Here is a 13,844-nt window from a genome sequence, read left to right as displayed (position 1 = left end):
CTGAACCACGTGTCCCCGCTCACATACGGAGAGAAAATGCCGCACGACGCCCCCACGGCCCCCGAAACGTTCCCGCCCTCGGAGACCACCGTCGCCAATGCCGTCGCCAGGGAAGAACTTTTCGAGCGCGCGGCCGCCGACCGGCAAGGCTTTTGGGCGGATATCTCGCGCGAGTACCTGACCTGGGACACCGATTTCACCTCCGTGCTCGATTGGTCCAACGCGCCGACGGCGGCCTGGTTCGGCGACGGGCGCCTGAACGCCTGCTACAACGCCGTCGACCGCCACGTTGAAGCCGGCCTCGGCGATCGGATCGCCCTCCACTTCGAAGCCGAGGACGGCACCCGCACCGATTACACCTACGCCGAACTCAAGGACGAGGTCAGCAAGGCCGCCAACGCCCTCGCGAGCCTCGGCGTTGCCACCGGTGACCGCGTCGCGATCTACCTGCCGATGGGCCCCATCGCCGTTATCTCGATGCTCGCCTGCGCGCGCCTCGGCGCCCCGCACTCCGTCGTCTTCGGCGGTTTTTCCGCCGACGCCCTGCACTCGCGCATCCAGGATGCCGGCGCCCGCGTCGTCATCACCTCCGACGGCCAGTTCCGCGGCGGCAAGGCCCTGCCCCTCAAGCTCGCCGTCGACGAAGCCATCAGCGCGGGCGACACCCCCGTCGAGCACGTCCTGACCTACCGCCGCACCGGCCAGGGCGTCGAATGGACCGATGGCCGCGACGTGTGGTGGCACGACGTCGTCGATGCCGCCTCCAGCGAACACGAGCCGGTCATCGTCGAGGCGGAGCACCCGCTGTTCATCCTGTACACCTCGGGCACCACCGGTAAGCCCAAGGGCGTCGTCCACACCACGGGCGGCTACCTCACCCAGGCCGCCTTCACCCACAAGAACGTCTTCGATGTCCACCCCGACACCGACGTCTACTGGTGTACCGCCGACGTCGGCTGGATCACCGGCCACACCTACGTCACCTACGGCCCGCTGCTGAACGCCACCACCCAGGTCATCTACGAGGGCACCCCCGCCACCCCGAACAAGGACCGCTGGTGGGAGATCATCGAGAAGTACGGCGTGACGATCTTCTACACCGCGCCCACCGCGATTCGCACGTGCATGAAGTGGGGCGAGGAATTCCCCGCTGCGCACGACCTCACCTCGCTGCGCATCCTCGGCACCGTCGGCGAACCCATCAACCCCGAGGCGTGGCTGTGGTACCACCGTGTCATCGGTGGCGAACGCTGCCCCATCGTCGATACCTGGTGGCAGACGGAAACCGGCGGCATCATGATCAGCCCGCTGCCCGGCATCACCGCCACCAAGCCCGGCTCCGCCCAGCGCCCGCTGCCCGGCATCACCGCCAAGATCCTCGACAACCTCGGCGAAGAGATCACCGACGAAACCCCCGGCCTGCTCGTCATCGCCGAGCCGTGGCCTGCCATGCTGCGCGGCATCTGGGGCGATCCGGAGCGTTTCAAGGAAACGTACTGGGCCCGCTTTGAGGGCATCTACTTCGCGGGCGACGGGGCACGCTACGACGAGGACGGCGATATCTGGCTGCTGGGCCGCGTCGATGACGTCATGAACGTCTCCGGCCACCGCCTGTCCACCGCCGAGATCGAATCCGCGCTCGTCGCGCACGATGCGGTCGCCGAAGCCGCCGTCGTGGGTGCCAAGGATGACACGACGGGCCAGGCAGTCGTCGCCTTCGTCATCCTGCGCGAGGAGTACATCGCCCACGCCGATGAACAGGGCGAAGGCACGGACCTCGTCGCCACGCTGCGAGAGCACGTCCGGCGCGAGATCGGCCCCATCGCCAAGCCCCGCGACATTCTTATCGTGCCGGAACTACCCAAGACTCGTTCCGGCAAGATCATGCGACGCCTGCTGCGCGACGTCGCGGAAAACCGTGCGATCGGCGATGTCACGACGCTCGCCGATTCCTCGGTCATGGACCTCATCTCCAAGGGGCTTGGCCGCTAGCATGCGGTAGCGTGTGGACGTGAGTTCCAGCGCCTCAAACCTCTTTGCCACCGGTCCCTTTTCGCATCGTTTTCTCGACGCGAACGGGGCCCGGTTGCATGCGGTCACGGCGAATCTGGACCCCGACACGACGCCCGACCGCGTCGTCATCTTGCTGCATTCCTACCCGCAGCACTGGTACGCCTGGCGCCACGTCCTTGCCGCCGCACCCGAGATCGGCCTGCCTATTGTCGCCCTCGACCTGCGCGGCCACGGCGCCTCCGACAAACCCCCGAGCCAGTTCGCCCTGCCCACCCTCGCGGCCGACGTCGCAGGCGTCATCTCCACCCTGGGTGCGCGCGAGGCGATCCTCGTCGGTCACGGCCTCGGCGGCGTGGTCGCGCGCGGGGCCGCCGCCCGCGTGCCCGAGTCCGTCACCCGCGTCATCACCGTCTCCTCCCCGCATCCCGCCACCTGGCAGCTGCACCGCTCCGCGCGGCTACGCGCCCACCTTGCCTACCTGCTCGCCCCGCAACTGCCCGAACGCGGCCATACCCGCGGCACCGCCGTCGCCACCGCCATCACCGAGCTCACCGAACCCACCTCGCCCGTGCGCGAACTCGCCGCCTCCTACGCCACGGACCTGCGCTCGCCGTTCGCGGCGCGCTGCGTCGTCGAGCAACTGCGCTGGCTCATCCGCGCGCGCCGCCGCCCCTCCGGCCGCCAATTCCTCGCCGAGCTCGAGCGCGCCTACTGGATTGTGCCGGTCACCGAGCTCTACGGCGAGGCCGAGCAGCTGTTTGCGCCCGCTTCCTTCGCTGACGACGCACGCTGCGTGCCGGGCGGGCATTTCTTGCCGGAGGAAAACCCCAAGCCCATCATCGCCGCCATCGTCGCCGCTGCCACGGAGCGCGAGTAAACGGTAGCGCTGTGGAGAGTTAGGTACGCGGCCCCCACCCCGTTCTCTCCACAAGAGCCCCTAACCCCCGCTCACACCCCAACGCGGGGGCACAACTGAGCAACGGGGCACGCCTCGCACGCCGGTCGGCGGGCCGTGCAACAGCGCCGCCCATGGAAGATCAACCGATGGCACGCATCCGTCCAGCGTTCCTCGGGCAGCAGAGCCATGAGGTCGCGCTCCACCTTGAGCGGATCCGTCTCGGCGGTATACCCCAGGCGCCGCGAGAGCCGGCCCACATGCGTATCGACGGTGATCCCCGGAACACCAAAGGCGTTGCCAAGCACGACGTTTGCCGTCTTGCGTCCCACCCCCGGCAGCGAGACCAGGTCGGCGAGGTTCGCGGGCACCTCGCCAGCAAAACCCTCCACCAGCGCGACCGAAAGCCCCAGCAGCGACGTCGTCTTCGCGCGGAAGAACCCCAGCGGCCGCAGGATCTCCTCCAGCTCGGAGCGCTTCGCCGCAGCCATCTCTTTCGGCCCGGCAAAGCGCGCAAACAGCTCGGGCGTCACCTGGTTGACGCGCACGTCGGTCGTCTGAGCCGACAGCACGGTTGCCACCAGCAGCTCGAAGGGGGAGGAAAAGTCCAGCTCGCACCGGGCGTCCGGATAGGCCTGAGCAAGGATATCGTCGACGATTACGGCATTGGCGGGCATAGCGCCAGATTAACCTTCGCGTCTCTAGCGCGTATGATTGACGGTCCAGGGGCACTGACCGATATGATCGTAGTGCTTGATCTCACATCACATGAGACAATGTGACGTGTCCAACCACATCGGAGAAAAGGGACCCACGTGGACGAAAACATGATCAGATCCGTTCCGCTCTTCTCCGCGTTGAATGCTGAGGACCAAGACGAGCTCCGCTCGATGATGTCTGAAGTGTCACTGCGTCGCGGAGAACGACTCTTCAATGAGGGCGAAGCGGGTGATCGCCTGTACCTCATCGTCGAAGGCAAGGTTAAGCTCGGCCACACCTCCGGGGACGGACGGGACAATCTCATCGCCGTCCTTGGCCCCGGCGAGATGATTGGCGAACTCACGCTCTTTGATCCGGGCCCACGTTCGACGACGGCGACGGCCGTCGCGGCCACCCGCATGATGGAGCTCGATCACGACGCGATGATGCGTTTTATCGATGCCCACCCCGAGCTATCCAAGCACATGCTCAAGGCCCTGGCCCAGCGCCTGCGCCGCACCAATAACGCGCTCGCCGATCTCGTCTTCTCCGACGTCCCCGGCCGCGTGGCCAAGGCCCTGCTGGATCTGGCTGATCGCTTCGGACACGCGGGCGTCGACGGCACCGTGCACGTGCCGCACGATCTCACCCAGGAAGAGCTCGCTCAGCTCGTGGGCGCCTCCCGCGAGACGGTCAACAAATCGCTTGCCGAGTTCGGCTCCCGCGGCTGGCTCGCCCTAGAAAACCGCGGCGTCCACCTGCTCGACATCGAGCGGCTGCGCCGCCGCGCACGCTAAGACGCATACGCCAAGCGGCCCCCGCCAGGATTCCTCCTGGAGCCGGGGCCACTTCGTTGTGCGAGCTGCTAGTGCGCCACGGAGACGGTGAGCTCCACCTCGACGGGCGCGCCGAGCGGCAGGGCTGCCACCCCGACGGCGGCGCGGGCGTGCGCGCCGGCCTCCCCGAAGATCTCGCCGATGACGTTGGAGGCACCGTTGATCACCGCGGGCTGGCCGGTGAAACCGGGCTCCGAGGCAACGTAACCAACGACCTTGACGATCCGCGCAATATTGTCGATCCCACCGGCAAGCTCGGCGGCGGCTGCCAGCGCATTGAGCGCACACGTCTTCGCCGCCTCGGTCGCATCCTCGACGCTGACGTCGCTGCCAACGACGCCGGCCACGGTTAGATCGCCCGAGACCACGGGCAACTGGCCCGAGGTGAAGATGAGGTCCCTGTGCCGTACTGCCGGGACGTAGGCGGCAACGGGCGCCGCCACTTTGGGAAGACTCAGGCCGAGCTCAGCGAGCCGCTCGGAGGGCTTGACCCCGCTCACGCGTCGTCCTTGGGCCGCTTGAGGTAGGCGACGAGGTTGGTTGAACCATCGGGGCCGGGCACGACCTGGACGAGCTCCCAGCCGTCAGCGCCCCACTGATCGAGGATGGCCTTGGTGTTGTGAATGAGCAACGGGATCGTTGCATACTCCCATGTAGTCATGGGCCCAGCTTAACCATTCGGCCGGGCCCACGACGAAGAAAAAGCGTTAGCTCACCGTGGCGCGTTTTGCGGCCTGCCGGCGGCGCAGCCGCGTAATGATGCGCGGCGCTACCGGGGATTTCAGCTCCGCGACGACGTCATCGTCGTCGGTTTGCAGCCATTGCCGCCAGTCGGTGACGTCCGGATATTGCCGCATGAGAGCTCGTCGCTCTCGTTCCGTGAGCCCACCCCAGACCCCGTAGGTCACGTTGGACTCTAAGGCATCGATCAGACACTCCATTCTGACCGGACACGAAAAGCACATGACCCGCACTTCGCGTTGCGCAGCGCCGCGCACAAAAAGCGTATCCGGCTCATCCTTGGCGCATGCCGCGTAGGCGGCCCACGTTTGGTCTTCGTCGACTGACATGGTCCCTCCCGATAATCGGACTGACAGTCTCAAAGGTACCCCGAATTTGCCGACGTGTGAAATTCACCATTAACACGAGAAGGGAGACGCATTTGACGAATCGCACAGGTGACCGTAGCCAACAACCGAACTAAGGTTGAACACATGCCGCTGACACCTCATACCGCCCAGCAATCTCGGGCGAAGCGACCGGCGCAGATCCTGGCGCTCCTGTTGGCCTTTGTCCTGGCCGTGGGAGCGGGCGGGGTCGCGATGGCTGGTCTGACGATGCCGGTCGTCCTCGCGGCGTCATCGACGACGTCCGCAGGCACCTCCCTGTTTGATGATCTTCCGGACGAGATCCAGATCGATGCGCCCTCCCAGCGCTCGGTCATGCTCGCGGCCGACGGCTCTCGCATCGCGACGTTCTACGCCGATAACCGCATCGTCGTGCCGATTGAGAAGATCAGCGAGAACATTCAGCACGCCGTCGTCTCCATTGAGGACCGGCGCTTTTTTGACCACAAGGGCGTTGACCCGGAGGGTATCGCCCGCGCGCTCGTGAACAACGCGCTGCACGACGACGTCGAGGGCGCCTCGACGCTGACCCAGCAGTACGTGAAGAACGCGCTGATCGAGCGGGCCCGCGTCTCGGGCGATGATGGCGCCGTGCACGACGCGAAGAAGCAGGAATACAGCCGTAAGCTGCGCGAAGCCAAGCTCGCGATCACCCTGGAAAAGCACGCGACCAAGCAAGAAATCCTCAACGGCTACCTCAACATCGCACCGTTTGGCCCCTCGGTCTACGGCGTGGAAGCCGCCTCCCTGCACTACTTCTCCAAGCACGCCGCCGATCTCACGATCTCCGAGGCGGCCCTGCTCGCGGGCATCACGCAGTCCCCGGCGCGCCACGATCCGATCAAGCACCCGGAGTCGGCCGCTAACCGCCGTGCCCTCGTCCTTGCCGCGATGGAGCGCGATGGCCACATCACCGCCGAGGAGCGCAAGGAAGCCGCGGCCCAGCCCGTGGAAGAGCTGCTGAACGTCCAGGACATGCGCCAGGGCTGCGCAACGGCCGGCACCGCCGCCTACTTCTGCGAGTCCGTCATCCAGCAGATCCTGACTGATGAGCACTTCGGCAAGGATGCCGATGAGCGCCGCCGGCTGCTGTACCGCGGCGGCCTGACGATCAAGACGACGCTCGATCCGGCCAAGCAGAAGGCGGCCTACGACGCCGCCGTCGGCTCGGTTCCCGTCGATGATCCCTCCGGCATTTCGATCGCCGTCAACGCGGTCGAGCCCGGCACCGGCAAGGTCCTTGCCATGGCCCAGAACTCGCCCTACGGCGATCCGACGGAGGCCAACCCGCACGCCCGCAAGATCAACCTATCGGTTGGCCGGGACCTCGCGGGCGGCTCCGGCTTCCACACCGGTTCGACGGGCAAGGTCTTCACCCTCGTCGAATGGTTGCGCTCCGGGCGCCACCTGTCCGATCGCGTGCTGACCAACCGCGGCGAGTACATGATCAAGCGCGACTTCCAGTCGTGTGAGAACCTCGCCAATACGCCCTACAGGGTTAGGAACATGGAGCTCGGCCCGGGCGGCTACTCGATGTCGGTGCTCGATGCGACCAAGCACTCGGTCAACCGTCCCTACATGGATATGACGACGAAGCTGAACCTATGCAATATCCGCAAGACGGCCAATGACCTCGGCGCCCTGACTCTCGGTAACGGCAAGCCGCTGAACGCCTTGCCCGCGATGACGCTCGGCGCAAACGAGCTGACCCCGCTGTCCATGGCGAATGTCGGCGCGACGATGGCCGCCGGCGGCAAGCGCTGCACCCCGGTCTTCCTCACCGAGGTCACCAAGCCCAATGGCGATGCCATCGAGGTCCCGCAGATCAGCTGCGAACAGACGGTGGAGCCGAACGTCATCAACACGGCCGTCTACGCGATGCAGCAGGTCATCTCCCCCACCGGCACCGCTAACCGCGCAATCCTGCCCGGCCGCCCGGCCGCCGGCAAGACGGGTACCGCTAACGACAACAAGCACGCCTGGTTCGTCGGTTTCACGCCGCAGCTGGCCGCTTCGGTGTGGATGGGCTACGCCGATGGCGATAAGTCGATGAGCTACCAGCGCATCAACGGCGAGTGGACGGGCATGGTCTTCGGTGGCAAGATCCCGGCGCCGACGTGGAAGAACTTCATGCAGGTGGCCCTCGACGGCGTCCCCGCCGCGCAGTTCCCCGCCCCGGATCAGAGCCTCGTGCAGGGCCCGCAGAATCCCGACGAGCGCCCCAGCGGTGACCGGTCGCAGACGAACGAGCGCGAGAACCGGCGCGAGGAGCGCAGCAGCGATCGCACTGAGGACGCTGCCGTGCCCGGCGTCGTGGGCTACTCCCAGGCCGATGCCACCGCGGTGCTGCGCCGCGCGGGCTTCAACGTCGCGGTCGGTGAGGCTCGCTCCTCCGAGTGGCAGGCCGGCGTCATCATGGGCCAGTCACCCAGCCGCGCTCCCCGCGGCGCAACGATCACGATCTATCCGTCATCCGGCCCCGGTAACTAGCCGCCGATGAGTTCTTCACACGGGACCTCGGCGACCACCTGGGCGCTGCGCGGCCTCGGGGCGGTCACGGCCCTCGGAGCTGCCGTGAGTCTCGGCGCCATCGTCGAGGCTCGCGCGGGCTTCATCCGCCGCGAGCACACGCTGCCGATCCTGCCCGCTGGGTCCAAGGATCTGTCCATCCTGCACCTCTCGGACTTCCACCTCCTGCCGAGCATGAAGCTGAAGTCGCGCTGGATCCAGAACCTGCGCGCCCTCGAGCCAGACCTCGTCATCAACACCGGCGACAACATGGCCTCGCGCCAATCCTTCGCGCTCGTGATGGAGACGCTCGAGCCGTTCTTCGACCTGCCCGGTGCCTTCGTTTTTGGCTCGAATGACTACTACGGCCCGACGTGGAAGAACCCGCTGCGCTACCTGTTGCCCGAGGCGCGCCGCTCGGCAACCTCCGACGAGGACCGCCAATTGCTTCCCGCCGAGACGCTGGCCGCGAGCATGCGCGCCGCCGGCTGGCACGATCTGCGTAACGCCACCGCGAGCCTCACGATCAAGGGTTCCCGCATCGCCATGGTCGGGGTCGATGATCCACACATTCACTACGACGAGCTCCCGGTGACCGAGCTGCCGAGCCATGCCGATCTTCGGCTCGGCCTCACCCACGCCCCCTACTCGCGTGCACTGAACGACTTCGATGCCCTCGGCGTCGATCTGGTGCTCGCCGGTCATACCCACGGGGGCCAGGTCAACCTCCCGGGCTATGGCGCGCTCGTCACCAACTGCGATCTGCCTTCCTGGCGTGCCAGCGGCCTGCAGGGCTGGCCCCTGGGCCACCCGGACCCTGCGAGCACGCCAGCGGTCCCCTGGCCGCCACTGCGGCGCTCCCCCGAGGCGCTACCTGCCAGCCGAATGTGGGTCCACATCAGCGCCGGGCTAGGAACCTCGCCCTACGCTCCGATTCGACTCTTCCGCCGCCCCGAGGCCTCCCTGCTGACGCTCACCGCTCGCTAACGGCGAGCCGACCAGAAGTGTGGCGAAGCGGACGCTTGCCAGTTTTTGTTTCGCGTCTAAAGCCCGATATAGTGTTCAGGTCACGGGGTGTGGCGCAGCTTGGTAGCGCGCTTCGTTCGGGACGAAGAGGTCGTGGGTTCAAATCCCGCCACCCCGACAAAAGGTGTGGTGGCATCGTTGATTCGGTGCCACCACACTTTTGTTTCTGAGAAGGAATGTGACGACGGCCGCCGCAATTGATGTCCTCAACATCGCGGTGCGGCAAGACCTACTGCAGCAGTGGCGCACGTGGTTTGCTCCCGAAGTTCAACCGTTCTTCGTCGCCGAACTACCGCAGGAGGTACGAGAGCAGTTCCCCAGGGACTTGATCTTCCCATGGAGGTCATCGACACCTTTGAGGCTTACAGTTCCGGCTGGACGGTACTTTTCGAAGCTCAATTCACCGCACTTCCACTATCAATGCGCCGAGCGCTGGCCCACACAAAAGCGCGCGGCTTTCGCACGATCTGGTGGCCGCAATCGCTGCGCGATGCAGGAGATGGCCCCGTTCTTCGCTACGTCACCCGCGGCGTCACACCGAGTCAGCACGCCGAAGTCGATCCCGCGACGTGGCGGCGGGCCCAACCAGTTCTGCCCCGCACGCGAGAACTTGCGGGGACATTCGCGCCTCGCTCCGGGCCGAATTGTTTCGGCACGGTCATGGCGGCTGCCGGCATCAGCGGAGCTGACCAGGAATGGATGGAGCAGCCTCCATTTGAACGGTGGCTAGCGGCTCACTCGCAACCGATCCGGGGGCGATCAGCTGATGATCATGCTGGCACGGTCTTGGTATGGCGGCAGCCCGATGGGCTCGCCGTTCATGCGTGCGTCACGATCGGGGACGGATGGGTGTTGAATAAGCCGTCCCAGGCGTGGTGCAGCCCGCGATTCATCTGGTCCACGCGGCACGCAATTTTCCACTCTCGCTACCGGGGTACGCATCTGCACCGCTGCCGGCTGACGCGTTAGCGGGGCGCGCCATCAGCTTGCTCCGCGATGTAGCGCCGAGCGTAAGCAAGCGCCGATTCCAGCGAATCAAAGGAATGCTCAGCATCCCCCAGGGCGCCCGCAACTCCGAGCCGTTCGGTCAAGCCTCGATGTGCCGGGTTCAACCCCTTAATCAGGACCAGCATCCCACGCTCCCGTAGCGACGTCACGATATCCGTCAGTGACCGAGCACCGGTCGCGTCCAAGATACCGACCCGAGATAGCCGTAGAATGACGACGCTGACGCCACGCAACCGCGCAGCTTCCGTTTCGATGCGGTCGGTCACGCCAAAGAACATCGCGCCATCGAGCCGCAAAATCGCGATGGTCGCATCCTGCTCCGTCGCCCCTGGGACCTCCTCACGAGTGATACCCGAGCGTTCCGAGAGTTTGCGCAGGATGAAGACCCCAGCGATCCCGATCCCGACCGCGATCGCCTGAATGAGATCCAGGCCAATCGTAATTCCCGCGGTCACGAGGAATACCACCGCGTCGGAGCGGGTAGAGCGCAGCACCGAGAACACGGTGTGCCGACTCGTCATCCGGGTCGCCGTCACCATAAGGACGCCCGCAAGCGCGGACAGCGGAATCCGAGACACCAACCCTGAGGCGAGCAGGACGACACCGACCAAGACGAGCGCGTGCACGAGCGATGCGAGTCGCGAGCGGCCTCCGGATCGGATGTTGACGGCGGTGCGGGCAATCGCGCCCGTTGCGGGCATCCCACCGAACAGCCCCGACGCAATAGAGGCCAGGCCTTGGCCGAAAAGCTCGCGATCCGGCTGGTAGGTGCCGCCAGCGATCATCCCGGCCGCGACGCGGGCGGACAGCAGCGATTCGATTGCGGCAAGCAGTGCGACCGCAAGCGCCGGACCAGCCAACGACTGGATGAGCGAAAGCGACATTGCTGGCAGTTCGGGCGCAGGCAGCGACGCCGGGATTTCTCCGATCCGCGGGACCGCAAGGCCGCCGAGTTCCGCCACGAGCGTGGCCACGATGACGCCAATGAGCGAGCCGGGCAACAGCGGATGGATCCGCGGCGCCACGATCGTCGTGGCCGCAACGATTCCCGCCAAGAGCAGCGTCAGCGCGGCGATGGACCACGTCGCATCGAGCGCCGCGTGCCACGCGGCCAGGACCGCGTTGACTCCCGGTGGGGCACTTTGCCCCAGGGCGCCCGGCACCTGCTGAAAGAAGATGATCGTCGCGATGCCGAGCGTGAAACCCTCAACAACAGGCCACGGAATGAACGAAACCGAGCGGCCCAGCCCAAGCACCCCGGCCGCGAGGACCGCGATCCCGGCCATCACCGACAGCAGCGGTACGACGCCGGCACCATGCGTCGCTACGACGGGCGCGAGGACGACGACCATGGCACCTGTCGGTCCCGAGATCTGCAGGTGAGAGCCGCCGAAGATCGCGGCGACGATCCCCGCAACGATCGCGGTGACCAAGCCGGCGGAGGCGCTCAGACCAGAGGACAGCGAGAAGGCGAGCGCGAGCGGCAGCGCGACGATCCCGACGGTGATACCGGCGAGAATGTCGGTGCGCCAAAACCGCGCGGCGAGGGAATAATCCTCGCGCTGGGGCAAGAGGGCAGAAAAATGCGTGCGGATATCCATAAAGAGTGAGACGGGAGTACCAAGACGGCATTCTCACCATAGCCCAGTTGCCGCGAAATTCTGCGACTTTGGTCCCCCGCCCCTAGCCGGCGTAGGTGCGTCGGCGCAGCGCGAGGATACCTGCACCGGCCGCTAGCAGCAGCGCGCCGAGCCCGAGCGACGCGCTCGCCCCGGTGATCGGGAGCTGCGCGGGCGCGGCGTCCTCGCACGTCGTCCCATTGCCGACGATGAATGTCAGCTGGCGGGGCGGACTAGCTAGGGCGCTACCGTCGACGGCCGTTGCCTGGAAGGACAGCTCGGCACTGTAGACACCGGGCTTGGTGAAGACCCGGGAGGCGTGCACGTGCGTCGCGTGATCGATGGCGATGCTGTGCGGGTCTGCGGCGGAATCGAAGACGGGGCTCGGCGCTCACCCGGCGCGCCGGGCGTCGCGATGCGCAGATTGCCCGGCCCTTTCACGTTGGCAAGGTTTAGGCGCACGCCGCCGGCCAGCTTCGAATAGTCCACGCCCTGCGTGTTCCATCCCGGCCAGATGATGCCCTTCTGCTGGATCGCCGGCAGGTGGTAGACGACGCTGCCGAGCGGGCCGAGGTAGTTGTAGTCGGCGCCGGCGAGCTCACGCGGGCGGGTGTAGCGGGCGGCGTCCGTCACGACGAGCGCGACGTCGGCAATATCGCGCTGCACGGAACCGGGCTCCACCTGTGCGGTGTCATCGCGCAGGCTCGCGCTGAGCGAGCCGTCCTTCAGGGTCGCGGTCAGGTCCACGTGGCCGCGGCTGAGCGCCACGCGACCACCGACGCAGCTCGGGCGCTGCGGTGGGGCTCGCGGTAGGACTCGGCGTTGCGGTCGGCGCTGGGCTCGAAGATCCCGCCGGTCATCTTGCCGCGGATTGCCGTGTCCGCTAACGTCAGGTCCGTGCGGTAGCGATCGCCACCGAGCAGGGTCACGGTGATGGTGTAGGAGCGATCCGTCGGCGCGTGCGGCGGGAAGTCCAAGCGCGGGCTCGGCGCGGGCTGCTCGGCGACGGGTGGCGCTTCGGCTGCCTGCGAGCTCGCCGAGACGGTGCGTGCGGCGGCACTAAAGGCGAGCGGTTCGCTGCGCCAGCGTGGCGCGGCAGAGCCCACTTCCGGCACGAAGGTGGCCTGCTGGGTCGAGTCGGCGCCGCCCGCGTAGTAGCTGGCGCTCGCCTTGCCATCGCGCACGGGGATGTCGGTGAAATGGAAGCCGTTGAGGCTCAGGTTCAGGATGCCACGTACCTTCGGGTCGTACGAATCGAAACTGAAGGTGGTGAGGCGGCCATCCTCGCGGCCGGTTAGCTCGCCGGGGGTAGGCGCCGCCTTGAACGTGTACGGCGTGGCTGGCTGCCCGGCGGGCGCGACGTCGAAGGCCCCGGTGAGGCTCGGGGTGGCGGTGGCTGCGGGCTTTGCGCCACCGACCTGCCACGTTTGGACCGTCGGGCGGGAGCGCACAATGGTGCCGTCGGCCAGGCGCGCGGAGGCCTGGCAGGTCAGCTCATAGCGGCCCGGACGGGAGAACAGGGTGGCGTTGTGGGTGTGATCGCCGGGGTAGACGGCGAGGTTTCGAAAGGCCGGATCCTTCGAGGACAGCATCTGCGAAGTGTGCCAGGTGTCGCCGTCGCGGTAGAAGCCAAGCGCCTCCACGCGGCCCGGCCCGCGCACGCCAATGAGGTCGAGGTAGACCATGCCGTCGCGGAATTTGTCGGCGGGAATGCTGGTGTCGCCGCCGAATCCGATCCAAATGGGTTCGTGGTTGCCGACGGGTACCTGGGGCGCCATGTACCACGTCTGGTCGGCGGCGTTGAGGAAGGCGAAGGCGTAGCCGGTTCCGGAGTAGACGATGTGGGAATCGAGCGGGTGGATATAGCCCGATCGGCCGACAATATTCCCCTTGCTCGTCAGGGTGAGCTGGCCGTCGGCGTAGGCGACCTGCGGGGAGTCGAGGTGGCTCGCGGTGGCGATGGGGCGGCCGTCATCCGGTCCGGCGGCTGCGGGTGGGAGGATGCCGGTGGCGGCGAGGGCGAGGGCGCTGAGGGCGAGGAGGCCCGTGCGCGCGGTCGCGGAGATCGAAGGCATGGAGAGCGCTTTCCGGCTGCCTGGGTGCGCAAACGCCG

13 protein-coding genes and 1 tRNA gene are annotated in these 13,844 nt (G+C 66.7%); 6 read left to right on the top strand and 8 right to left on the bottom strand.

What is annotated here, in order from left to right:
• The first annotated feature begins 36 nt into the window (after positions 1 to 36).
• Positions 37 to 1,992, top strand: coding sequence for an acetate--CoA ligase (gene acs, locus BLU67_RS02510; protein ID WP_092561683.1), 1,956 nt, complete (start codon positions 37 to 39; stop codon positions 1,990 to 1,992).
• Between the two features lie 19 nt (positions 1,993 to 2,011).
• Positions 2,012 to 2,890, top strand: a complete 879-nt coding sequence (locus BLU67_RS02505; protein WP_176780669.1) for an alpha/beta fold hydrolase — start codon at positions 2,012 to 2,014, stop codon at positions 2,888 to 2,890.
• A gap of 71 nt (positions 2,891 to 2,961) precedes the next feature.
• Here the strand turns inward: BLU67_RS02505 and nth are convergent, their stop codons facing one another.
• Positions 2,962 to 3,585 carry an endonuclease III gene (nth, locus tag BLU67_RS02500; RefSeq protein WP_092561679.1) on the bottom strand — a complete coding sequence of 208 codons (624 nt, stop codon included), beginning with the start codon at positions 3,583 to 3,585 and terminating at the stop codon, positions 2,962 to 2,964.
• 150 nt (positions 3,586 to 3,735) lie between these two features.
• Between nth and BLU67_RS02495 the strand changes: the two genes are divergently transcribed.
• Complete coding sequence (locus BLU67_RS02495) at positions 3,736 to 4,404, top strand: Crp/Fnr family transcriptional regulator (protein WP_092562111.1); 669 nt, start codon at positions 3,736 to 3,738, stop codon at positions 4,402 to 4,404.
• Positions 4,405 to 4,472: 68 nt separating this feature from the next.
• Here the strand turns inward: BLU67_RS02495 and BLU67_RS02490 are convergent, their stop codons facing one another.
• The 3 genes from BLU67_RS02490 to BLU67_RS02480 are packed head-to-tail and all read right to left on the bottom strand — an operon-like array spanning position 4,473 to position 5,513.
• Positions 4,473 to 4,943, bottom strand: a complete 471-nt coding sequence (locus tag BLU67_RS02490; protein ID WP_092561677.1) for a RidA family protein — start codon at positions 4,941 to 4,943, stop codon at positions 4,473 to 4,475.
• Positions 4,940 to 5,104: a Sp36 family protein gene (locus BLU67_RS02485; protein WP_092561675.1), complete on the bottom strand. Its 165-nt coding sequence runs from the start codon at positions 5,102 to 5,104 to the stop codon at positions 4,940 to 4,942. Before BLU67_RS02485 ends, BLU67_RS02490 begins: the two co-directional genes overlap by 4 nt.
• A gap of 46 nt (positions 5,105 to 5,150) precedes the next feature.
• A complete protein-coding gene (locus BLU67_RS02480; protein ID WP_092561673.1) occupies positions 5,151 to 5,513 on the bottom strand; it encodes a WhiB family transcriptional regulator in 363 nt (120 codons plus the stop codon).
• Positions 5,514 to 5,657: 144 nt separating this feature from the next.
• On the opposite strand from BLU67_RS02480, the gene BLU67_RS02475 reads away from it, so the two are divergent.
• From BLU67_RS02475 to BLU67_RS02465, 3 genes are all read left to right on the top strand, one after another.
• Positions 5,658 to 8,060, top strand: a complete 2,403-nt coding sequence (locus BLU67_RS02475; protein WP_092561671.1) for a penicillin-binding protein — start codon at positions 5,658 to 5,660, stop codon at positions 8,058 to 8,060.
• A 6-nt stretch (positions 8,061 to 8,066) separates the two neighbouring features.
• On the top strand, positions 8,067 to 9,065 hold the full coding sequence (locus BLU67_RS02470; protein WP_092561669.1) for a metallophosphoesterase: 999 nt from the start codon (positions 8,067 to 8,069) through the stop codon (positions 9,063 to 9,065).
• An 83-nt stretch (positions 9,066 to 9,148) separates the two neighbouring features.
• A tRNA-Pro gene (locus BLU67_RS02465) sits at positions 9,149 to 9,222 on the top strand.
• Positions 9,223 to 10,069: 847 nt separating this feature from the next.
• On the opposite strand, the gene BLU67_RS02460 is transcribed toward BLU67_RS02465, so the two are convergent.
• The 4 genes from BLU67_RS02460 to BLU67_RS02445 all read right to left on the bottom strand — a co-directional run bounded on the left by BLU67_RS02460 (position 10,070) and on the right by BLU67_RS02445 (position 13,806).
• A complete protein-coding gene (locus BLU67_RS02460) occupies positions 10,070 to 11,713 on the bottom strand; it encodes a SulP family inorganic anion transporter (RefSeq protein WP_092561667.1) in 1,644 nt (547 codons plus the stop codon).
• Between the two features lie 82 nt (positions 11,714 to 11,795).
• The gene (locus BLU67_RS02455; protein WP_176780668.1) at positions 11,796 to 12,056 is read right to left on the bottom strand and encodes a hypothetical protein; all 261 of its coding nucleotides are present in this window, start codon (positions 12,054 to 12,056) and stop codon (positions 11,796 to 11,798) included.
• On the bottom strand, positions 11,969 to 12,499 hold the full coding sequence (locus BLU67_RS12015) for a choice-of-anchor M domain-containing protein (protein WP_143027311.1): 531 nt from the start codon (positions 12,497 to 12,499) through the stop codon (positions 11,969 to 11,971). Before BLU67_RS12015 ends, BLU67_RS02455 begins: the two co-directional genes overlap by 88 nt.
• Positions 12,469 to 13,806: a choice-of-anchor M domain-containing protein gene (locus BLU67_RS02445; protein ID WP_092561661.1), complete on the bottom strand. Its 1,338-nt coding sequence runs from the start codon at positions 13,804 to 13,806 to the stop codon at positions 12,469 to 12,471. Before BLU67_RS02445 ends, BLU67_RS12015 begins: the two co-directional genes overlap by 31 nt.
• Between the last annotated feature and the right edge of the window lie 38 nt (positions 13,807 to 13,844).

The organism is Bowdeniella nasicola (assembly GCF_900107735.1).
GTDB lineage: Bacteria > Actinomycetota > Actinomycetes > Actinomycetales > Actinomycetaceae > Bowdeniella > Bowdeniella massiliensis.
This window is presented reverse-complemented; position numbering and strand designations above follow the sequence as displayed.